Source organism: Barrientosiimonas endolithica (assembly GCF_030296655.1).
Lineage (GTDB): Bacteria > Actinomycetota > Actinomycetes > Actinomycetales > Dermatophilaceae > Barrientosiimonas > Barrientosiimonas humi.
The window spans coordinates 3,016,244-3,036,979 of the sequence record NZ_AP027735.1 but is presented as its reverse complement, the minus strand read 5'-3'; the positions used below and the strand labels follow the sequence as shown (position 1 = coordinate 3,036,979).

General features: G+C 72.5%; 17 protein-coding genes and 1 pseudogene. 13 read left to right on the top strand and 5 right to left on the bottom strand.

What is annotated here, in order from left to right; genetic code table 11:
* Positions 1–7 precede the first annotated feature (7 nt).
* The gene (locus QUE40_RS15405) at positions 8–1,801 is read left to right on the top strand and encodes an alpha-amylase family glycosyl hydrolase (RefSeq protein ID WP_289231500.1); all 1,794 of its coding nucleotides are present in this window, start codon (positions 8–10) and stop codon (positions 1,799–1,801) included.
* Positions 1,802–1,804: 3 nt separating this feature from the next.
* Here QUE40_RS15405 and QUE40_RS15400 read toward each other — a convergent pair whose 3' ends face one another.
* Positions 1,805–2,440 carry a hypothetical protein gene (locus QUE40_RS15400; RefSeq protein WP_289231499.1) on the bottom strand — a complete coding sequence of 212 codons (636 nt, stop codon included), beginning with the start codon at positions 2,438–2,440 and terminating at the stop codon, positions 1,805–1,807.
* A 75-nt stretch (positions 2,441–2,515) separates the two neighbouring features.
* On the opposite strand from QUE40_RS15400, the gene QUE40_RS15395 reads away from it, so the two are divergent.
* The 5 genes from QUE40_RS15395 to QUE40_RS15375 all read left to right on the top strand — a co-directional run bounded on the left by QUE40_RS15395 (position 2,516) and on the right by QUE40_RS15375 (position 8,322).
* The gene (locus QUE40_RS15395) at positions 2,516–4,309 is read left to right on the top strand and encodes an ABC transporter ATP-binding protein (protein WP_289231498.1); all 1,794 of its coding nucleotides are present in this window, start codon (positions 2,516–2,518) and stop codon (positions 4,307–4,309) included.
* A complete protein-coding gene (locus tag QUE40_RS15390) occupies positions 4,306–6,105 on the top strand; it encodes an ABC transporter ATP-binding protein (RefSeq protein ID WP_289231497.1) in 1,800 nt (599 codons plus the stop codon). Before QUE40_RS15395 ends, QUE40_RS15390 begins: the two co-directional genes overlap by 4 nt.
* Positions 6,106–6,150: 45 nt before the next feature.
* Positions 6,151–6,606 (top strand): fluoride efflux transporter FluC, encoded by a 456-nt coding sequence (locus tag QUE40_RS15385; RefSeq protein ID WP_433997013.1) that lies wholly within the window; start codon positions 6,151–6,153, stop codon positions 6,604–6,606.
* Entirely contained in the window at positions 6,599–6,985 is a 387-nt protein-coding gene (crcB, locus tag QUE40_RS15380; RefSeq protein ID WP_289231495.1) for a fluoride efflux transporter CrcB, read from the top strand. The genes QUE40_RS15385 and crcB overlap by 8 nt, the downstream gene beginning before the upstream one ends.
* A 167-nt stretch (positions 6,986–7,152) precedes the next feature.
* Positions 7,153–8,322 carry a WD40 repeat domain-containing protein gene (locus QUE40_RS15375; protein WP_289231494.1) on the top strand — a complete coding sequence of 390 codons (1,170 nt, stop codon included), beginning with the start codon at positions 7,153–7,155 and terminating at the stop codon, positions 8,320–8,322.
* On the opposite strand, the gene QUE40_RS15370 is transcribed toward QUE40_RS15375, so the two are convergent.
* Positions 8,291–8,890 (bottom strand): 4'-phosphopantetheinyl transferase family protein, encoded by a 600-nt coding sequence (locus QUE40_RS15370; protein ID WP_289231493.1) that lies wholly within the window; start codon positions 8,888–8,890, stop codon positions 8,291–8,293. The two genes, QUE40_RS15375 and QUE40_RS15370, sit on opposite strands and share 32 nt — an antisense overlap.
* A 28-nt stretch (positions 8,891–8,918) precedes the next feature.
* Here QUE40_RS15370 and QUE40_RS15365 point away from each other — a divergent pair, with 28 nt between their 5' ends.
* From QUE40_RS15365 to QUE40_RS15335, 7 genes and pseudogenes are all read left to right on the top strand, one after another.
* Positions 8,919–12,569: an extracellular solute-binding protein gene (locus QUE40_RS15365; protein ID WP_289231492.1), complete on the top strand. Its 3,651-nt coding sequence runs from the start codon at positions 8,919–8,921 to the stop codon at positions 12,567–12,569.
* Positions 12,553–14,103, top strand: a complete 1,551-nt coding sequence (locus QUE40_RS15360; protein WP_289231491.1) for an ABC transporter permease — start codon at positions 12,553–12,555, stop codon at positions 14,101–14,103. The genes QUE40_RS15365 and QUE40_RS15360 overlap by 17 nt, the downstream gene beginning before the upstream one ends.
* A gap of 1 nt (position 14,104) precedes the next feature.
* Positions 14,105–14,857, top strand: a complete 753-nt coding sequence (locus QUE40_RS15355) for an ABC transporter ATP-binding protein (protein WP_289231490.1) — start codon at positions 14,105–14,107, stop codon at positions 14,855–14,857.
* Positions 14,854–15,153 (top strand): TOBE domain-containing protein, encoded by a 300-nt coding sequence (locus QUE40_RS15350; protein ID WP_289231489.1) that lies wholly within the window; start codon positions 14,854–14,856, stop codon positions 15,151–15,153. The genes QUE40_RS15355 and QUE40_RS15350 overlap by 4 nt, the downstream gene beginning before the upstream one ends.
* Positions 15,154–15,895: 742 nt before the next feature.
* The gene (locus QUE40_RS15345; protein ID WP_289231488.1) at positions 15,896–16,561 is read left to right on the top strand and encodes an SPFH domain-containing protein; all 666 of its coding nucleotides are present in this window, start codon (positions 15,896–15,898) and stop codon (positions 16,559–16,561) included.
* Positions 16,562–16,649: 88 nt separating this feature from the next.
* Complete coding sequence (locus QUE40_RS15340; RefSeq protein ID WP_289231487.1) at positions 16,650–17,084, top strand: glycoside hydrolase family 20 zincin-like fold domain-containing protein; 435 nt, start codon at positions 16,650–16,652, stop codon at positions 17,082–17,084.
* Positions 17,085–17,095: 11 nt separating this feature from the next.
* Positions 17,096–17,500: pseudogene (locus QUE40_RS15335) on the top strand (family 20 glycosylhydrolase); the annotation flags it as partial.
* Between the two features lie 449 nt (positions 17,501–17,949).
* Here QUE40_RS15335 and QUE40_RS15330 read toward each other — a convergent pair.
* From QUE40_RS15330 to QUE40_RS15320, 3 genes are all read right to left on the bottom strand, one after another.
* Entirely contained in the window at positions 17,950–19,350 is a 1,401-nt protein-coding gene (locus tag QUE40_RS15330; protein ID WP_289231486.1) for a hypothetical protein, read from the bottom strand.
* A gap of 331 nt (positions 19,351–19,681) precedes the next feature.
* Positions 19,682–20,350 (bottom strand): ABC transporter ATP-binding protein, encoded by a 669-nt coding sequence (locus tag QUE40_RS15325; protein WP_289233104.1) that lies wholly within the window; start codon positions 20,348–20,350, stop codon positions 19,682–19,684.
* Entirely contained in the window at positions 20,341–20,688 is a 348-nt protein-coding gene (locus tag QUE40_RS15320; protein ID WP_289231485.1) for a hypothetical protein, read from the bottom strand. Before QUE40_RS15320 ends, QUE40_RS15325 begins: the two co-directional genes overlap by 10 nt.
* Between the last annotated feature and the right edge of the window lie 48 nt (positions 20,689–20,736).

Sequence of the window (20,736 nt, the reverse complement as noted above, 5' to 3'; positions counted from 1 at the left end):
GCCGACCATGAGCCAGGACCCCGGTGAGACCAGCGCTGCGAGCACGCGTCCCGGGATGGGCGCGACGACGTACGACGGGGGCACGACCTTCCGGGTCTGGGCACCGTTCGCGCAGGACGTCTCGGTCGTCGGCGACTTCACCGGCTGGGACGAGCGGCCGGTGCCGCTGCAGCGCGAGGACGGCGGACGGTGGTCGGTCGACGTGCCGGGCGTCACGAGCGGCGCGGAGTACAAGTTCCGGCTGACCGGCGCGGGCGGCCAGCAGCTCAGCAAGATCGACCCGTACGCCCGCCGCGTCACCTCCTCCGTCGGCAACGGTGTCGTCTACGACCACGCCGAGTTCGACTGGCAGGGCGACGATTTCGCGGCTCCGCCGATGGACGACCTGGTGATCTACGAGCTGCACATCGGCTCGTTCTTCACCGAGGACCCGAACCGGCCCGGCACGTTCGCGCTGGCCTTCAGCAAGTTCGACCACCTCGTCGCGCTCGGCGTGAGCGCGGTGCACGTCATGCCGATCATGGAGTTCGCCGGCGACCGGTCGTGGGGCTACAACCCCGCGCACATCTTCGCGGTCGAGTCGGTCTACGGCGGGCCGGACGCGCTGAAAACCTTTGTGCGAGAAGCGCACCGACGCGGCATCGCGGTGATCCTCGACGTCGTCTACAACCACCTCGGCCCGAGCGACCTCGACCTGTGGCAGTTCGACGGGTGGAGCGAGAACGGCAAGGGCGGGATCTACTTCTTCAACGACGACCGGTCCAGCACGCCGTGGGGCGACACCCGCCCCGACTACGGCCGCGCCGAGGTGCGGCAGTTCATCTTCGACAACGCCCAGTCGTGGCTGCGCGACTTCCACGTCGACGGGCTGCGCTGGGACATGACGCCCTACATCCGCAGCGTCGACGGCGGCGGGCGCGACCTGCCCGAGGGCTGGTCGCTCATGCACGACGTGAACTCCGCTCTGCAGCAACAGTTCTCGGACGTGGTGTTCATCGCCGAGGACATGCAGCGCAAGCCCGAGATCACCCGCGGCGACGGCGCCGGGTTCCACACCCAGTGGGACGGCGCGTTCGTGCACCCGGTGCGGGCGGCGATGAAGGCGCTCGACGACGGCAGCCGCTCGATGGGCTCGCTGGCCGAGGCGGTCACGACCCGCTACAACGACGACGCGTTCCAGCGGGTCGTCTACACCGAGTCGCACGACGAGGTGGCCAACGGCAAGGCGCGCCTCCCCGAGGAGATCGACGGGAACGACCCGCGGGCCTGGCACGCCCGCAAGCGCTCGACCCTCGGCGCCGCGCTCGCCCTCACCAGCCCGGGCGTGCCGATGCTCTTCCAGGGACAGGAGTTCCTCGAGGACGAGTGGTTCCGCGACGACGTGCCGCTGGAGTGGTCGCTCAAGGAGACCTACCACGGCATCGAGCGGCTCTACGCCGACCTGATCCGGTTGCGCCGCAACGCATCCGGCGCCAGCGCGGGTCTGCGCGGCCAGCAGACCGCAGTGACGCTGCTCGACGACCAGGCCAAGCTGATGGCGTACGTCCGCCGCGCGCAGGGCGGACCCGGCGACGACGTGCTCGTGGTGGTCAACGCCTCGGCCCAGGAGCGGCGCGACGTCGTCGTGCCGGTGCCCGCCGGCGGCCGCTGGCGGCTGCTCGTCAACAGCGACGCGAAGATCTACAGCGACGACTACGGCGACCTCGGCAGCGACGCCGACGCGTTCGAGGAGAACGGCCAGGCGCGGGTGCGGGTCAGCATCGCGCCCTACTCGGTGCTGGTCTACGGCCTCGCCGGCTGAGGCTCAGCGCTCGGGGCGCGGGACCATCGTGAGCTGGACCAGGTAGGGGACCGCGCCGGGCGTGCCGCGGTCGTGGCCGGCCTCGGCCCACCGCTGCCGCAGCGCGTCGAGCTCGGACCACAGCTCGTCGGCCTGCTCCTCCGTGAGGAACAGACCGCCCATCGAGGTCTGCAGCGAGTGCAGCGACGACGCCACCCCGCGGTCGGAGAGACGGTTGAACGACACCTGTCCGCTCTCGCCAAGGCGGATCGTGAGGTCCTGGTTGGGCATGTCGGCGACCGATGCGACGGCGTCGACGACCTCACGGTTGATCAAGGCCATCTGCTGCTCGTAGTGCTCGGGCGGCACCAGCGCGGCCGGGAGCCGGAACGAGCGGGCGACCGCGCGGTAGCGCTTGATCGGACGCCCGGCCCGGGGCACCACCTCGACGACGCGCAGCACGCCGGCCGCGACCAGCCGGTGCACCCAGTGGTGCACCTGGCCGATGGGCCGCTCGAGCCGCGCGGCCGACTCGGCGATCGACCGGTCTTGATCCAGAAAGGAGCTCACGTGCAGCGCGGCCTGTCGGCGGGACAGCAGGCGGGCGACCTCGGGGTCGGTGATGACCTGCTCGTCAGGCGGTTCGGGGTGCGTCGTCACCTACTCAGCATATTGTCTTGTCGTCGAAGTAGCTCGACTTCTAGTGTCGCCGCGACGGCGACGAAGGGGAGGCAGATGACGCAGACGACTCAGCGGTGGCAGCGCGAGGTGACGTTCTGGCGGCACGCGCGGCGGGCGTACCCGCTCGGCACGGTGGTGGGCCCGGGGCTGGTCGTGCTCGCAGCGGTGGCGTCGTTCGCCACGATGGTCGCGACCGGTCGGCTGGTCACCGCGGTGGTCGACGGCGACCCGGTCTGGACCTGGCTCGCGCTGGTCGTCGCCGGGATGATCACCCAGCCCGTCGCGATGGCCGCGCTCGACGCGGTCGGGGCGGTGCACCAGGTGAGGCTCACCGAGCAGCGGCACCGGATGATCGCCGAGGCCGCGCTGGCGCCGCACGGCATCGGCCACCTGGAGGACCCGCAGCAGGCCGGCCGGGTGGCCGCGCTCACCGAGCACGTGCGCTCCGCGGTGGGGCTGCAGGAGATCGGCTCGGTCTGGCGGGTGCTCGCCATCCGCGCGACGGGCGTGGCCGCCCTGGTGGTCGTCGCCTCGTGGTCGTGGTGGATCGCCCTCGGGGTGCTGCTGGCGCAGCTGGTGCAGGGGCACCTGTTCACCAGCTACATCGACGTCGTCAACCGAGAGCTGCTCACCGAGAGCTCGGTCGAGCGACGCCGCGCCCGCTATCTGTTCCAGCGGTTGACGGTCCGTGACGCGGCCAAGGAGGTGCGCCTGTTCGGGCTCACCCCGTGGCTGCTGGGGGAGTACGCCCGCACCTGGGAAGCGGTGAACGACAACAGCATTCGCGCCCGACGCGGTGCGATGCGGCGGTCCCTCGCGGGGGCCGTGCTGCTCTCGGCGGGCATCGCTGCCGCGCTGGCGTGGTTGGTGCGCGACGCCTGGGTCGGGGCCGTCGGCGTCGGCGCGGTCGTGACGATCGTCCAGGGCATCGACGGGCTGGCCTCCTTCGGCGCCCTGGGCGACCAGAGCGTGCGCAGCGGGCGGGCCCGCGAGACCGAGCTGCGGCTGGCAGAGCTCGTCGGGGGCGCAGCCAGCCTGCCGGCCCTCACGACCGCGGCGAGCGCCGCCGGACGCGGTGCCGCGCGCGTCGACCTCGACGACGTGACGTTCACCTACCCCTCGCGCACCGAGCCCACCCTGCGCGGGCTCGACCTGCACGTCCCGGCGGGGCAGTCCGTCGCGATCGTCGGCGTCAACGGCGTCGGCAAGTCGACGCTGATCAAGCTCCTGTGCGGGCTCTACCCACCCGACGCGGGGACCGTGCGCATCGACGGGCTCGACCCGGCCGCCGCCGACGACGTACGCCGTCGGGTGGCGGTGATCTTCCAGGAGTTCGTGCGCTACCACCTGTCGCTGCGCGACAACGTGACGATGTCCGAAGGCCGCGAGCCCGGCGCGTTCGAGGAGGCGCTCGCCGACGCCGCGGGCGAGGACGTGCTGGGGCGCGTCGGCGGCGACTGGGACACCGTGCTCGACCCCGGATATGCCGGTGGCACAGACCTTTCCGGCGGTCAGTGGCAACGGGTCGCCCTCGCGCGGGCGCTGCTCGCCGTGCGCCGCGGCGCCGGGGTGCTGGTGCTCGACGAGCCGACCGCGGCCCTCGACGTGCGGGCCGAGGCGCAGATCTTCGACCGGTTCCTGCAGGTCACCCGCGGCGTCACGACGATCCTGGTCAGCCACCGGCTGTCCAGCGTGCGGCACGCCGAGCGCATCGTCGTGCTCGGCCCCGACGGCATCGTCGAGGACGGTTCGCACGAGGAGCTGCTCGCCCGCGACGGCGACTACGCCCGCATGTTCCGCCTGCAGGCGGCGCGGTTCGCCTCGGCCGGTGGGCAGGTGCAGGCATGAACGGCGGCTGGTGGACCTCGCTGCGCCTCGTCACGCGCATCGCGTGGGAGCAGGGCCGCGGGCACGCGGTGGCCGCGCTGCTCGAGGTCGTCTCCCGGGTGCTGACGGCGCTCTTCCCGCTCTTCGCCGGACTCGTCGTGGGCGGCCTGGCGGCCCGCGACCTGACGCTCGTGCTGCTCGGCGCTGGAGGGCTCGTGCTCTCCCGGGCGCTTAACTTCCTCCTGGTGATCGTCGGGGTGGAGTCGCGGCTGGTCCTGATGGAGCGGGTCGGTCACGCCATCGACCTGCGCGTCGGACAGCTGTCCGGCGAGGCGGCCACGCTCGACCACCTCGAGGACCCGGCCCACCAGGACCAGACCCAGGCGCTGGCCGAGCGGCTGGGGACGGTGGGGATGGCGTACAACCTGCTGGTCAACGTGCTCAACAACCTGGCCGGACCGGTCATCACGATCGTCGTCGCGGCCACCGCCGACTGGCGGCTGCTCCTGCTGCTCGCGGTCGCGCTGCCGGCCACCTGGCTCGGGCGCCGGTCGATCCAGTGGGAGGCGGAGGCCGAGAAGGCGGGCGCGGAGGCCGGTCGCCGCAGCGCGCACCTGCTGGGAGCGGCGACGGCACCGGTCGCCTCGTCCGAGCTGCGCGTGCTCGGCGCTCGCAGGTGGGCGCTGGACCTGCTGTCGCGCGAGGCCGCCCGGTGGCGTCACCCGCACCGCACCGCCGAGGTGCGCACCGCCGGGTGGTCGATCGTGCTCGCGGTGGGCTACCTCGGCGCGGCCGCGGCGATCCTGGCCTGGATGGTGCGCGACGCGCTGGACGGCCGGATCGACCCGGGGCGGCTCGTCACGGGCGTCCTGGTCGTCGGTCAGCTGCGCGAGTCGGTCACCGATCTGCAGTGGGTGATCAGCGGGCTGTCGGGCGCGCTGCGCGCGGTCAGTCGCTATCGGTGGCTGGAGGACTACGCGCGGACGGTCGACGAGGAGCACGCCGGGACGGCCGCTCCGCCGGCGCGGCTGACCGACGGAATCCGGTTGCAGGGCGTGGGTTTTCGCTATCCGGGTGCCGACCGGGAGTCGCTGAGCGACATCGACCTGCACCTGCCGGCCGGCGCGGTGGTCGCGGTCGTGGGCGAGAACGGCGCCGGCAAGTCGACGCTGGTCAAGCTGCTCACCGGCATGCACGACCTGTCCTCCGGCCGCATCCTCGTCGACGGCGTCGACCTGCGCGCGCTCGACCTGCCGGCCTGGCGCGCCCGGTGCTCCGGCGCCTTCCAGGACCACGCCCGGCTCGAGCTCACCGCCCGCGAGGCGGTCGGCGCCGGGTCGGTGGAGGTCCTCGACGCAGGGCGGGCAGAGATCGACTCGCGGGTGCTGCGCGCGCTCGAGGACTCCTCGGCGAGCGACGTGCTGCGGGCGCTCCCCGACGGGCTGGACACCCAGCTCGGCGCCGCCTGGCCGGGCGGGGTCGACATCTCCGGCGGGCAGTGGCAGCGGCTCGCGGTCGCCCGCGCGATGGTGCGGCTCGACCCGTTGCTGCTGGTGCTCGACGAGCCGACGTCGGCGCTGGACCCCGCGACCGAGCACGCGCTCTTCGACCGCTACGCCGAGGCGGCTCGTGCGACCGGCGGGCGTGGCGGCGTCACGCTGCTCATCACCCACCGCTTCTCCACCGTCGCGGCGGCCGACCTGGTGATCGTGCTCGCCGACGGCGGCGTCGCCGAGGTCGGCACGCACGCCGACCTGATGGCGGCGGGAGGTCGCTACGCCGACCTCTACGCGCTGCAGGCGGCGGGATACCGCTGACCAGCACGAGGTCGCTGCTGCTCGACTCGCGCGCCCGGCCTCGCCATGCTGTCCTGCGTGACACCGGAGGCCAGGCATCGACCGCCGCACCTGCGCCCGGCGTACCTGTTGCTGGTGCTGGTCGGCGGCGCGCTGGGCACCGGTGCGCGCGAGGGGCTGAGCCTCGCCTTCCCGCCCGTCGACGGCATCCCGGTGGCCGTCCTCGTGATCAACGTCGTCGGCGCCTTCCTGCTCGGCTGGCTGCTCGACGGGCTCGCCCGGCGCGGCCCCGACGGTGGCCGCCGCCGCCCGGTGCGGCTGCTGCTCGGCACCGGGCTGCTCGGCGGCTTCACGACCTACAGCACGCTCGCGACCGACGCGGCCCGGCTGCTCGGTGACGGGCGCACCACCGCCGGCCTGACGTACGCCCTCCTCACCGTGGTCGTCGGCGCCGCCGCGACCTTCGCCGGCATCGCGCTCGCCGCCGTCACGCACCGATCGCGGGAGGCGCGCGGTGGGTGACGTCACGCCCGTGGTCTTCGGGTTGCTCTGTGTCGCAGGCGGACTCGGCGCCGTCGCGCGCTTCGTGATCGACGGGTTCGTGCGCGAGCGCACCTCCGGCGCGCTGCCGTGGGGCACGATCGCGATCAACCTCAGCGGCTCGTTCCTCCTCGGGCTGCTCACCGGCCTGGTCGCCGCCCGGGCGCTGCCGGCCGAGTGGCAGCTGGTGGCGGGCACCGGCTTCCTCGGCGGCTACACCACCTTCTCGACCGCGAGCCTCGAGACGGTGCGGCTGCTGCAGGAGCGCCGGTGGGCGGCCGGGCTGGTCACCGGGCTGGGCGTCGTCGTGGGCGCCACCGCGGCGGCGGGGCTCGGGTGGTGGATCGGCGCTCTCGTCTGAGGTCCTAGGACCAGGGTGGGCGAAAGATCGGTCCAAGTCTGGTGCCGATCGGGGGAACGGCATCGCCAGGCTGGCAGTCGGAGCATCGGCACACGCCGCTGACCGGTCGCACCCGGTGAGGGATCTCGTGCCAGGGGCACGATCCGTACTCGACTCGAGGGGAAGTCATGGCACGCAAGGGAATTCGGCACACGCTCACGACCGGCGCCACGCTGGCGCTGCTGGGTCTGGGGTCCATCGGCAGCCTCGGCTGCCAGACCACCAACCAGGGCGCGACGGCACCCGGCGGGGCGGCGACCTCGTCGCCGAGCCAGGGGAGCGGGTCCGAGGGCGGCTCGGGGAACGGGTCCGGGCGCGGCGCGGGCAGCATCGTCCCGGCGGCTGGCTCCAAGACCGCCCTCGGATTCACCGCGATGGTCCGGCACGAGACCGGACCCCAGGACGGCAAGGGCACGCTCGTGCTGCGCGCGCCCGACGGCCGGCACGCCACCGTCGGCGAGGTGTCCGACGGCGCCGAGGTCGCCGACATCAGCAGCAACGCCCGCACGGTCGTGACCGCGATCCGGGCCAAGGGCGGCGGGGAGTCGCGCTACACCATCTGGGACACCGCGACCGGCAAGCCGACGTACGTCCGGGTCAAGGACGGCGGCGACGCCGTGCTCGTGCAGGACGGGCTGCTCGTCGCCCGCCCGAAGCAGTCGCCGCAGCTGTTCGACCGCTCCGGCAAGCCGGTCCGCACGTACGAAGGGAGCTTCTCGCCGTCAGCCGAGGTCGTCGCTTCCGCCGACGGAAAGCGGTTCTGGATCGCCGACGACGGAGGTCGGATTCGCCTGTTCGACCTCAGGTCGGGCACCGAGCTGCGGCAGATCGAGGTGCCGTCTGGACGTGCGTCCTGCTCGCCCGGTCCGCAGCTGTCGTACGAGGACTTCACGATGGACTGCTCCGCACCGGGAGACGCGGACCCGAGCGGCTCCACCGCGTACATGGCGCAGTTCTACGGGACGGCCGCTCCGCAGCGGCTGGTCGACCACGGGGACCAGGCGTCGCAGGCGCGTCGGGTCAACCCGGGGTTGGTCTACGAGGTGCCGGGTGTCTGTGGATCCGCCTGGATCTCGCGCGGCGCGAGCTACGAGCCGCTCAAGGTCGACGACAGCGACACCCGCCAGGTGGCGGGGGCGTACGGCGACACGGCCTACCTCACGAGCTGGGGCGGTCAGTGCGGCGACGGCGACCTGGTGCGTTTCGACCTGGCCAACCTGAAGGGCGCCAAGGTGGCGGGCAAGGGCACCCCGATCGGTGGCTTCGTCACCTCGGCCAAGACGGTCGACGGCACCTGACCGTCGGGCGCCGGGGGTCAGGGGTGAGCAGCGCGGCGGCGTCGTGCTGTGCCACCCGACCCCCGGCGTACGCCATCGGCAGCGCGAGCGCGGACGCGTAACCGGGCAGCGGCGGAGAGAGCCCGAGCACCTGCGCGGCGCCGGCGACCAGCCCCGCCTTGACCACGGCCTCGTCGCGCACCCAGGTGCCGGCGTCGGTCCCGGCCGGCACGTCCGCGATCCGCTGCACGTCGACGCCGACGGGGCCGTCGTGCGCGGCGACCACCACGAGCAGCCCGGAGTGCGACACCGACAGCTGGGGCGCTCCGGGGAGGTCGAGCCGCGGGCGGCCGTGCGGTCGGCCGCAGTCGGGGCAGGCGCGCTCGACCGGCACGTCGCCGGGCGGGAGGTCGAGCAGCCGACCGGCGACCGCGCGCACCAGCGCGGCGGCGAGCAACGAGCGGGCGCGGTCGGCGGGGCGGGCGAGGGCGTCCAGGCGCGCGCGCTCGACCGGGCTGAGCGTGCGGACCAGCGCGATGTCGGCCAGGGCGAGCCGCGCCCACCAGACTTCGGAACCGCGCAGAGTCACAGCCGGCACTTAAGTTAGCCTCACCTTCATGACAGGGACCCTACTGCCGTCGCCGCGCGCCGCGGCGACGTCGGTGCTCGCGGGGGCGACGGCCGTCGGTGACGCCCCCGCGCTGGTGGTCGGCGACCGCGCGGTCACCCACGCGCAGCTGCGCGAGCTGGTCGACCGGGCGGCGGCGCGCCTGCCCGACGCCGCCGACGGGCGCTGCCTGGTGCAGGTCTTTCCGCGCCCCGACCTCGACGCGCTCGTCGCCTATCTCGCGACGCTGCACGCGGGTCACGTCGCGCTGGTTGCCGCGCCCGGGCCTGCAGCCGCACCGATCCTGACCCGATACCGCCCCGACCTCGCCTTCCTCGGCGACACGGTCGAGGTGCTGGGCGAGGAGCCGTGGACGGGTCCGCGCCACCTGCTGCACCCCGACCTGGCCCTGCTGCTCAGCACCTCCGGCAGCACCGGCTCGCCCAAGCTGGTGCGCCTGTCGCACGACAACCTGCGCGCCAACGCCGACGCCATCGCCCAGGCGCTGTCGCTCACCGCGGCCGACCGGGCGATCACGTCGCTGCCGCTGACCTACTGCTACGGCCTGTCGGTGCTGCACTCCCACCTGCGCGCCGGCGCCTCGGTGGTGCTGCACGACGGCTCGGTCCACGAGCCCGGCTTCTGGGACGCCGTGGACCGGCACGGCGTGACCACGCTCGCCGTCGTCCCGCACTCCGCGCGCCTCGCGCTCGCGGGCGGCCTGGCCGACCCGCACCCGTCGCTGCGCCTGGTGACCCAGGCCGGCGGCCGCCTCGAGCCTGGGGCGGTGCTCGACCTGGCCGACCTCGGCGCGCGCCGCGGCTGGGACCTCGCGGTGATGTACGGCCAGACCGAGGCCACCGCCCGCATCGCCGTGCTCCCGCCGGCGGAGGTGGCCACCGCCCCCGATGCCGTCGGGCGCGCGGTGCCGGGCACGGGCGTACGCCTGGACCGGTCGGTCCCGCAGGCCACCGGGGGCGTGGGCGAGCTGGTCGTCACCGGGCCGGGCGTGATGCTCGGCTACGCCGAGCATCCCGACGACCTTGCCGTGGGCCGGATGCAGCACGAGCTGCGCACCGGCGACCTCGCGACCGTCGACGCCGACGGGCTGGTGCGCATCGTCGGCCGGCGCAGCGGGTTCGTGAAGGTCATGGGCCACCGCATCGACGTCGCCCAGGTCGAGAACGCCCTGCAGGCAACGGGATTCGAGACCTGCGTGACCGGCGGCGACGCGCAGCTGCGGGTGCTGGTCGAGCCGCCGACCGTCGGCGGCGACCGGTCGAGCGCCGCACGTGGCCGCCACGACGCGGCCGCCACCGCCCGCCGGTTCCGGGCGCTCGTCGCGGAGCTCACCGGGCTCGGCCCCGCCGCGGTCGCGGTGGCCGTCGCCCCGCTGGCCCGTCGCGACAACGGCAAGGTCGACCGGCCCGGCTGCGACGCGCTGGTGCGAGCCGCGCTCGAGACCGAGGGCGCCGACCCCGCGCCGGAGCGCCCCGGCGACGGGCCGCCGCTCGAGGTGCAGGTGGCCGGCACGGTCGCCCGTGTGCTGGGTCTCGACCCCGAGTCCGTCGACACCGCAAGGTCTTTCGTCGAGCTGGGCGGCGACTCGCTCAGCCACGTGCAGGCCGCGACGCGCCTGGCCGAGCTGCTCGGCGAGCTGCCCCGCGACTGGCACCACCGGCCGCTGCGCGACCTCACCGCGGGCGGTGACGAGCAGGGCCGCACGCCGCTGGAGACCTCCGTCGTGCTGCGCGCGGTGGCCGCCTTGATCATCCTCGGCACCCACGCCGACCTGTTCTGGATCGTCGGCGGGGCGCACGTGCTGCTCGTCGTCGCCGGTTACAACGCCGGCCGGTTCAGCCTCTCCCGCGTCGACCCGGTGCGCCGAGCGCTCGCCTCGGCCCGCACCGGCCTCGGCATCCTGGTGCCCGCCGCGGTCGTCGCGCTGGTCGGCCTGGTCACCACCGGCCGCTACGGCTGGGCCAACGTCGGCGCGGTCAACTGGATCGCCGGCGACGTGACGTACGGCAGCCGCAACGAGCTCTGGTTCGTCGACGCGCTGCTCGCGTCGGTCGCGATCATGGTCGCCGCGCTGAGCCTGCCGCCGGTCTCCCGGGCGTACGCCCGCGACCCGTGGCGGGTCAGCATCGCCGTCGCGGCGATCGCCCTGGTGCCGCGGTTCGTCATCCTCGCGGTCGCCGACGGCACCATCCGCGGCATCGCTCCGACCGTCTTCTGGCTGTTCGCGACCGGGGTCGCGCTGGCGCACGCCGGCACGGCCCGCCGACGCCGAATCACGTTGGCGCTGGCCACGATCGGGATCGTCACCTTCTTCGACGACCCCATCCGCAACGCCACCGTGCTCGCCGGCATCGTGCTGCTCGCCCTCGTCCCCGCCGTACGCCTACCGCGCCGCCTCGCGTCCGTCGCCGGCACCGTGGGCGCGGCCTCGCTGTACCTCTACCTCGTGCAGTTCCAGGTGTTCGACCTGGTGCCCGACGTGGGCGGTCGGTTGCCGTCCGCGGCGCTGCGGGTCGCCGCCGCGCTCGTCGTCGGCTGCCTCGTCTGGCGCCTGGCGGACCCGCTCGTCCGCCGCCTCCAACAGCTGATCCCCCTTCCCGTCGAAAGGAACCACCGTGCGTCGTCGCACCCTCCTGTCCGGCCTGCTGGCCGTGGGCGTCACCTTCCCCTGCTGGCAGCCTGCGGGGGTGAGGAGGAGTTCGCGGCCGACCCCAACGCGCTGATCATCTACTCCTCCCAGCACAAGGAGGTCACCGAGAGCTGGGCCAAGGCGTTCAGCGCCAAGACCGGCATCAAGACCCAGATCCGCCGCGGCCAGGACTCCTCGATGGGGCAGCAGATCGTCGAGGAGGGCGCGGCCTCGCCCGCCGACGTGTTCCTCACCGAGAACTCCCCGGCCATGACCGTCGTCGAGCGCGCGAAGCTGCTCGCCCCGGTCGAGGCCGGCACGCTGAGCAGCATCGACCCCAAGCTGGTCCCGACGAGCAAGGACTGGACCGCCATCGCGGCCCGCTCCACCGTGCTGGTCTACAACCCGAGCAAGCTGCCGGCCGGCCAGCTGCCGAAGTCGCTGATGGACCTGCAGCAGCCGGCGTGGAAGGACCGGTGGGGCGCGGCGTCCGGCGGCGCCGACTTCCAGGCGATCGTGGCCGGGATGCTCGCGCAGAAGGGCGAGCCGGCGACCGCCGCCTGGCTGAAGGGCCTGAAGACCAACTCCAAGACGTACCAGAACAACATCGCGACGATGAAGGCCGTCAACGCGGGCGAGGTCCCGGCCGGCGTGATCTTCCACTACTACTGGTACCGCGACCAGGCCGGCGACAAGGCCGGCACCAAGAACACCAAGCTGCACTACTTCAAGAACCAGGACCCCGGCGCGTTCGTCAGCCTGTCGGCGGGCGGGGTGCTGAAGAGCTCGAAGAAGGCCAAGCAGGCCCAGCAGTTCCTGCAGTACGTCCTCAGCCCCGAGGGCCAGAAGGTGCTCGTCGACTCCGGGTCGATGGAGTACGCCGTCGGCAAGGGCGCCACGTCGGCGCCGGCGCTGCCGGCGCTCGGCACGCTGCAGGCTCCGCCGGTCGACCCGTTCACGCTCAACTCCGACCGGGTGAGCAAGCTGATGACCGATGCCGGCATCCTCTAGGACCCACTCACCCGCCTCGCGCACCGGCGTCGCCGTCCCCGCGGCGGCGCTGGTCGCGCTCGTCACGATCCTGCCGATCGTGGTGGTCGGCGTCCGCGGGCTCTCGATCGGGTTCGGCGCTGCCGCCGAATACCTCGTGCGCCCAAGGGTTCTGGAGCTGCTCGGCAACACGGGCGCCCTGGTCGCGATCACCGTGCCGGCCGCGCTGGTCGTGGGGGTCACCGCCGCGTGGCTGGTCGAGCGCACCTCGCTGCCGTTCGCGGGGGTGTGGCGGCTGCTGCTGCTCGCGCCGCTCGCGGTGCCGGCGTTCGTCAGCGCCTACGCCTGGATCTCGGTGCGGCCCGGTTTCACCGGGCTGTGGGCGGCCGCGCTGGTGACGACGCTGGCGTACTACCCGTTCGTCTTCCTGCCCGTCGCCGCCATGCTGCGCGCGCTCGACGGCGCCGACGAGGACGTCGCCCGCTCGCTCGGTCTGAGCCGCGGGCGGGCGGTGGTGCGCACCGTGCTGCCGCGGCTGCGGCCGGCGATCTGCGGCGGCGCGCTGCTCGTGGCGCTGCACCTGCTGGCCGAGTTCGGCGTGCTGGAGATGATGCGCTTCCAGACCTTCACCACCGCGATCCTGCAGCAGTACGCCGTCGGCTACAGCGACGCCCAGGGCAGCCTGCTCGCGCTCGTGCTGGCCGTGCTGTGCGTGGGCGTGCTGCTGCTCGAGGTGCTGGCGCGCGGCCGGCGCCGGGTCGCGCGCGTGGGGAGCGGGACCGCCCAGGCCCCCGCTCGCGTACCCCTCGGGCGGTGGACCGTCCCCGCCCTGCTCGCCCTCGCCGCGGTGGTGGCGCTGGCCCTGGTCGTGCCGGTCGCGCTGGTCGCGCGGTGGGTGTGGGCCGGCATCGACGACTCGGTGGTCGACGCGGGCCGGCTCGCGCGGGTGACGCTGAGCAGCCTCGGGCTCGCCGCCGCCGGCGGTCTCGCCGCGGTGCTGGCCGCGCTGCCCGGCGCCTGGCTGCTGAGCCGGCGCCGCGGCGCCGCGCCGATGGTGCTCGAGCGCGTCACGTTCATCGCCTCGGCGCTACCTGGGGTGGTGGTGGCCCTGGCGCTGATCACGCTGTCGATCCGGTGGGCGCGGCCGACGTACCAGACCGTCGGGCTGCTGCTGCTGGCGTACGTCATCCTGTTCCTGCCGCGCGCGATGGTCTCGCTGCGGGCGGGGCTGGCGGCGGCACCGCCGGAGCTGTCGGAGGCCTCGCGCTCGCTCGGGCAGGGTGGCGCGGCGACCTTCTGGCGCGTCGTGCTGCCGCTCGCGCTGCCGTCGTTCCTCACCGGCTTCGTGCTGGTGGCGCTCGCGATCGTCACCGAGCTCACGGCTACCCTGCTGCTCGCCCCGACCGGCACCGACACGCTCGCGCTGGCGTTCTGGGCGTCGAGCGACGAGCTCGACTACGCCGCGGCGGCTCCCTACGCGGCGATGATGATCGTGCTGTCGGCCCCGCTCACCCTGGTGCTGCGCCAGCAGATCCGCACATCCGGGAGGGCGTGAGATGAGCGACGTCGAGGTCAGCGGCGTGACCGCGGGCTACGGCCGGCAACCCGTGCTGCACGAGATCGACCTGCGCGTGCCGACGGGCACGACGACCGCCGTGCTCGGCGACTCCGGGTCGGGAAAATCCACGCTGCTCAAGGTGATTGCCGGTTTCGTCGCTCCGATCGGTGGGTCGGTGGCGATCGGCGGGCGCACCGTCGTCGGCCCCGGCGTGCACGTCGCGCCCGAGCGGCGCGGGGTGGGGTACGTCCGCCAGGACGGCGGCCTGTTCCCGCACCTGACCGTCGCGGGCAACGTCGCCTTCGGTCTGCCCTTCCCGCGCCGCCGGCACCGGCCCAAGGTGCTCGAGCTGCTCGACCTCGTCGGGCTGCCGGCCGAGATGGCCGACCGCACGCCCGACCAGCTCTCGGGCGGGCAGCAGCAGCGGGTCGCGCTGGCCCGGGCGCTCGCGCTGGAGCCGTCGGTGGTGCTGCTGGACGAGCCGTTCTCGGCGCTCGACACCGCCCTGCGCGAGGCGACCCGCGAGGCCACCGGCCAGGCCCTGCGCGCCGCGGGGGCGACCGCGCTGCTGGTGACGCACGACCAGCAGGAGGCGCTGTCGTTCGCCGACGAGGTGGCGATCCTGCGCGACGGCCGGTTCCGGCAGGTCGCGCCGCCCCGCGTCGCCTACGAGTCGCCGGCCGACGCCCACGTCGCCGGGTCGCTCGGCGACGCGGTGCTGCTGCCGGGGAGTCCTCGGGCCGCTCGGTGAACAGCCCGCTGGGCGAGTTCCCGCTCGCCGAGGAGGTGCGCGCCGGGGGCTGCCAGGTGCTCTTCCGCCCCGAGCAGCTCGCGGTCGGGCCGGCCGGTGCGGGGATGTTCGACGCCGAGGTCGGCCGGGTCGTCTACTTCGGCCACGACGCCCTCGTCGAGCTGGACCACCTCGACCCGCGCACCCAGATCCTCGTCCGCGTGCGCGCCCGGGTGCTCGGCTCCGGCGCCTCGCTCACCCGGGGCGAGCGGGTGTCGGTCCGCGTGCTCGGCCCGGTGCGCGCCTTCCCGCTGTAGCGGAGGTCCGCGCCGGGGTGCGCCCCGGCCCGGTCACGCTCTGGCGGTGGTCCGCCGACGGGTGCGCCCGGGCGCACGGTTGGGCGGTGGTCCGCGAGGTGGTGGTCGGTGATGGGGTGCGCCCCGGCCCGATCACGCTCTGGCGGTGGTCCGCCGACGGGTGCGCCCGGGCCCGATCACGCTCTGGCGGTGGTCCGCCGACGGGTGCGCCCGGGCGCACGGTTGAGCGGTGGTCCGCGAGGTGGTGGTCGGTGATGGGGCGCGCGCGGACATCTGGACAGGACAAAGGCCTCCCGCACCCCCGAGAACCGCGGCATTCCAGGGGCCGGCCCGCGTTCCTCCTGTCCATCTGCACGCGCGGCGGCGATCACGCCCCGGCGGTGGACCGCGAGGGCGTACGCCGGGGTCGGGGGCGGCGAAAATCGATGGCGCGGAGGGGCGCCGAGCCGTCACGCTGTACGGCGGACAAGGCGGAGCAAGCAGTCACGGTGAGGTATCACGCGGTGGTCCTGCGCGTCGGCTCCGCCGGTGTGGATCCAGTGGCAACGGGCTTTCAACCCCAGAGGTTCAACTCCTCGGTGCCGGCTCCGACCCGACACGCTCGACGAGCGCCCTGCGGCGTGAGCACCCGCTCGCGCCCCGCGTTCGCCGTCGCGGGTCGGAGCCGGCACGTTCCATGGATCGCGCTGTCCGACAAACGAATACGGCCGCACGACCACGAGGCGCCACGAAGGAGGTCGCCATGTCCCTGTTCCACATCACCGTCCCGCCGCGCCAGTGCGCGCTGGCCTACAAGCACGGCCGCCTCCTGAAGGTGCTGACGGCCGGGCGGCATCCGCGCACGTTCGGCGCCGACTACGTCTGGGTCGACCTGCGCGAGAGCCTGCTGCCGATCGCGTCGCAGGAGGTCGCGACGGCCGACGGCCTGGTCGTCAAGGTGTCCGCGGTCGTGCGGTTCGCCGTGGTCGACCCGGTGGCCTACGTCGAGCTGACCGCCGACCCGACGGGCGTGGTCTACCTGGCCGCGCAGGTCGCGATCCGCGACGCGGTTGCGCAGCGCGACCTGGAGCAGATCGCCACGCGTGCCGCGCTGCCGGGGGACGCGCTGACCGAGGCCGTCGACACGGCTACCCGGGCGGTCGGCGTCGGGGTGCTCGAGGTCGTCGTCAAGGACGTGGTCGTCCCGGCAGAGGTACGCCGTGCCGCCACCGAGCTGGTCACGGCGCGGCAGCGAGGTGCGGCTCTGCTGGAGCAGGCCCGTGCCGAGACGGCGGCGCTGCGCTCGCTGGCCAACGGCGCCAAGCTGCTGGACGCCCACCCGGCGCTGGCCCAGCTGCGCATGGTGCAGTCGGTGCCGCAGGGGTCGCAGGTCGTCGTCCGCGTGGGAGACACCGGCCGCGAGGAGTGACCGGCGGTGTGGAGGTTCCTTCGGGCGCCTCCACGCCGGCGGTTCGCGCAGATCGCCCACCACGCGCGGGCGCCCTAGCCTCGCGGGCATGAGCCCGTCCGGCCCGGGCGTCGTGCCCCCCGCCGCCTCGTTCACCCCCGCAGCGCGGGAGGACTTCACGCCGAGCGCCGGGGCCCGGATCCTCGTCCCGGGCGACCGTGCGAGGGTGGACCAGGACGCCCAGCGGGTGGCGCAGGAGTGGGCCGAGATCACCGGCCTGCTTGCGCCGCCGGTGGTGACCGACGAGGCAACCCGAGCGGGCGACGTCCGCCTGCTCGTCGGCGAGGTGGCAGCCCTCGACGAGTCGGCGGAGGCATACGCCCGCTCCGCCGGACCGGCCCTGACGATCACCGGCCGCACCCCGGCCGCGGTCTTCCTGGGGACCCGCACCCTGCTGCAGTCGCTGCAGGCCGAACGGCACTTCCCCGCGGGCGAGGTCGTGGACCACCCGGCGGTCGGCGAGCGCGCGCTGCTGCTCGACTAGGGCGCAAGTACTACTCACTCGGCTGGATCAAGCGGCAGATCCGGATGCTGGCCTGGCGCCGGATGAACACGCTGCAGCTGCACTTCTCGGAGAACGAGGGTTTCCGGATCGAGAGCGAGCGCTTCCCGCAGATCGTGTCCGCGCGGCACCTCACCCAGGACGAGGTGCGCGACCTGGTGGCCTACGCCGACCGCTACCACGTGACGGTTATCTCGGACATCGACATGCCCGGGCACCTGCGGCAGGTGCTGACGAGGTTGCGACCGGCGTCCGGCTGCCGCTGTGGGCCATGGCGCAGCGCTGCCGGACGCCGGCGACGCCCGACTCATACGCCCGCCAAGCCGCCGCGGTGGGCGAGGCCCCCGTCGTCGCCCTATGACGCTGCCCACCGGCCCGCATCATCGGGGCGACAGTGACTTATCTCGGAGGCTTTGCTCAATTGCGAGCCCGGCCTCCATCGGCTAGCCCTCCGGCCTTTGACTCTCGATCGAGAATAGTGGCCAGAGCGATCCCCGCCAGCAGAGAGATCATGGTTGTCGAGACCACAAGGGCTGTGCCGAGTGAGGGGGACGGTTGGATGCGGGCGTCCCCTTCCATCATGCCCATCGGCAACAAAAGATAGCAGAGTGCAGCGATGACTCCGGTCAGTGCGATCGGAAAAGTGACCGCGCACACTGAATATCCCAGCAGCCACGAGCGGCGAGACGTAAATGCTGACAGTGCAGTTAGTACCCGAGCTTGCCGACGGAGGTCCACCAGGATGTGTAGCGCTGAGACAAGCACGAGGCAGGAGATGCTCAGCGTGGCAAGGAGCGATACCCACTTACCGTGAACGAGGGCGGCTTGTCCTCCCGCGACCCAGTTCTCACCGGCCTCTGAGAAGCGCGCCCCCTGGCAGGGCGGCGGCCGATCGCCTATTGAGGGCGGCGATGTCGACGGGTCCATCCTGGCCGATGATCGCGATCGATACTTCTTTCTCCGACAGACTTTTTGGTGCCGTGGCCACGTCGATCTTGGGTCGTCCGAATGACTCGGACATCAGGCCGTGCAGGGCAGGGGAGCCCGTCGTGCGTGGTAGTGCCCCTGAGGTGCAAGGTAGGGAGAGTGCGGCCAGATCCGCGCATGTGGTCATCCATGTCGTCGAGGGTGCGTCGCCGTTCTGCTCAGTGACCAGCCACACCATCGAGACCCCCGGGCGCCGCAGCGCTGAGACTTCTCCCGAACTCGGCAAGGAGCGCAGTGGGGCGGACACGGCAACGCGGCCTTCCGCGGCCTCTTGCGCCTGGACGCCTTGGTAGTACTGCTCGCCCAACAAGGAAGTCCACAGCTGGCCCTGTCCCAGGAGTAGGATCGCCAGTCCCGCGGGAAAGAGGAGCCGGCTCAAGCGATTCGGGCGCGCGACGAGGCTGCTGCCACCGGCGATGAGTCCTGCCCGGCCGTGGCGGCGACCGAACCATCGGAGTGCGCCCCCGCCAAGATAGAGAAGTCCGGACAAGACTGAGGACATCCCGAAACCAACGCCAAAGACGCCCACGAGGTAGGCGATCATCGGTTGTTGCCCGGGCGGCAGGAGCATGGGCCCTCCGACCGCGACCCAGAATGCCAGCACGAATAGCACTAGTCCCCATTTCGCCGGCGTTTCAGCGAGCTCGATATCTCTGCCCCGCGAGCGTCGAGAGAGTGACAGAACCCCGGGTAGTGCACCTACCGCGCAGGCCGTTCCGGCTGCGATGAGGATCGCAGTCATCAGTGGCGCCATCCCGGGCGATATTTCTGCAGCGGTGTAGCGTGCTTCCGTAACGCGAAGAGTGACTCCGTTCAGCGTCACAAAAGTGAGAGCTCCGCTGGCCAGGAAACAGCCTAGGATGATGCCTGGAAACATGTCTTTGAGGCTCACCAACGCCAGGTCCCGCTTCGACGCGCCCATCGTTACCGCACGCCTGTAGCGAAGACTGCGTCGACGGAGATCGATAGTGCTTGCCCCGATCAGGATGGCAAAGCCTGGGACAGCGAGGGTCCCTGCCCCAAGGGCCCAGACGGTCGTGACGGACTCGCTCTGCAAAAGGTCGAGCGAGGGTGGCCCGATCGCTTCGGTCCCGGTGCCGAAGCCATCAGCCGGGACCAAGTGCCGGAGGTCGGCGCCAACCGGTGGTGCCGAATACGCTTTGTACTCGTTTCCCGTTGCGAGCCCGGCGTCGCCGATGATCCCCACCACCCGACCGAAGCTCCTCCCGCCGTCGGGCAGTTTCGCCACGGCCGGCGACACGAAGGCTTCCCCGGTCCGGGGTAGCGAGAAATACCCGGTGGCGGGGAGCCTCCCCGCCGGGGAACGATAGATATCTCTTGGACCGAACGATGGTCGATGATCGGGAGATCGACGTATGTCAGAAACGCCGGCGCGCGGGGGTCGGCGGCCGCGGACGGTGACAGGGACGGAGCCTTCTGGCGGATGTTTTCCTGCACAGACGAGTGGATCGCGGGGAGCGACAGCCCAAGCGCTATCAGTGTGACCCCGAGGGCCGCCCCGAGTGCTCGTGCCCACCTCCAGGTATCGCTCTGTCCTACGAGCGAGAGCCAGATGGATCGTTCTTTCCACCTCACGACGGGCCAAGGACCAGGGTCGTGTCAGCTCGGTCAGCGAGTTCTTCGTCATGCGTCACTGCGAGGACTGCTTTCCCGGAGTCATGCGCTTGCGATACGAGGAGGTCCGCTATAGATCGCCGGTTCTTGCGGTCCAAGGCGGCAGTCGGCTCGTCGGCCAATAGGAGCTGGGGGTCCGAGACCAGGCCGCGCGCCAGGGCGACCCGTTGTTGCTCGCCGCCGGACAGCTGGGCCGTGGTGGTGACGTCGAGCGGCACCCCGAAATCGGCCAGGCGTTGGTGCGCATCCTCCCGTGCATCGTCGATGCTGGCGCCGCTCAGCAGGGACGCAATCAGCACGTTGTCGCAAGGAGTCAGGTCGGGAAGTAGCTCACCGGACTGGAATACGACCCCAATCCGGCGTCGGCGCAACTCCTGCCACTCTCGGGAAGACAGTCCTCCGGCGTCTTTACCGAACAGGTGAAGGTCGCCCGAGGTCGGGCGGAGAAGCCCCACGAGGATGGAGACGAGTGTCGACTTCCCACTCCCGCTAGCCCCGGTGACGGCCATGATGGTGCCGGGGCTCAGGCTGAAGCTGAGGCCTTGGAAGACCTGCCGCCTGCCCAGGACAACACCGAGCCCCTCCGCCGTGACGGAGGGGCTCGGCGCGGGCCGGTCTACTTCCATGCAGAGCACGGGTCCGGCCAGTTGTTGTAATCCACGCACGCTTGCAGGGCGGTGATGCCGGCACCGGTGTCCCGATACGCGGTCGTTCCGGCGCCGGAAGAGTTCAGCACCCGACCGGTACCCCGAGAGTTGGACCAGTTGCCGTAGACCGAAGCATTGTCGGCCTTATTATCCTTGACGACGAGCGTGCGGTAGTCGGTAGCCGACGACGAGTTCCAGACGTAGACGGCTCCGTTGTCCGCCGTCGCGATCTTGTACACCGCCGCCGATGCTGGTGCTGCGACGGCTGCGCTCGCCAGCAGCCCGAGAGCCGCCGCGGACACAGATCTCTTGAACATGAGATGCCCCTCCTGTCACGACGGGCACCCCGCGTGCCCGCGTGCCCG

Excerpts from the sequence above, each read along its gene's own strand:
- QUE40_RS15405 (WP_289231500.1), top strand. The coding sequence starts at position 8 with ATGAGCCAGGACCCCGGTGAGACCAGCGCTGCGAGCACGCGTCCCGGG.
- QUE40_RS15395 (WP_289231498.1), top strand. The coding sequence starts at position 2,516 with ATGACGCAGACGACTCAGCGGTGGCAGCGCGAGGTGACGTTCTGGCGG.
- QUE40_RS15390 (WP_289231497.1), top strand. The coding sequence starts at position 4,306 with ATGAACGGCGGCTGGTGGACCTCGCTGCGCCTCGTCACGCGCATCGCG.
- QUE40_RS15385 (WP_433997013.1), top strand. The coding sequence starts at position 6,151 with ATGCTGTCCTGCGTGACACCGGAGGCCAGGCATCGACCGCCGCACCTG.
- QUE40_RS15375 (WP_289231494.1), top strand. The coding sequence starts at position 7,153 with ATGGCACGCAAGGGAATTCGGCACACGCTCACGACCGGCGCCACGCTG.
- QUE40_RS15365 (WP_289231492.1), top strand. The coding sequence starts at position 8,919 with ATGACAGGGACCCTACTGCCGTCGCCGCGCGCCGCGGCGACGTCGGTG.
- QUE40_RS15360 (WP_289231491.1), top strand. The coding sequence starts at position 12,553 with ATGCCGGCATCCTCTAGGACCCACTCACCCGCCTCGCGCACCGGCGTC.
- QUE40_RS15355 (WP_289231490.1), top strand. The coding sequence starts at position 14,105 with ATGAGCGACGTCGAGGTCAGCGGCGTGACCGCGGGCTACGGCCGGCAA.
- QUE40_RS15345 (WP_289231488.1), top strand. The coding sequence starts at position 15,896 with ATGTCCCTGTTCCACATCACCGTCCCGCCGCGCCAGTGCGCGCTGGCC.
- QUE40_RS15340 (WP_289231487.1), top strand. The coding sequence starts at position 16,650 with ATGAGCCCGTCCGGCCCGGGCGTCGTGCCCCCCGCCGCCTCGTTCACC.
- QUE40_RS15325 (WP_289233104.1), bottom strand. The coding sequence starts at position 20,350 with ATGGAAGTAGACCGGCCCGCGCCGAGCCCCTCCGTCACGGCGGAGGGG.
- QUE40_RS15320 (WP_289231485.1), bottom strand. The coding sequence starts at position 20,688 with ATGTTCAAGAGATCTGTGTCCGCGGCGGCTCTCGGGCTGCTGGCGAGC.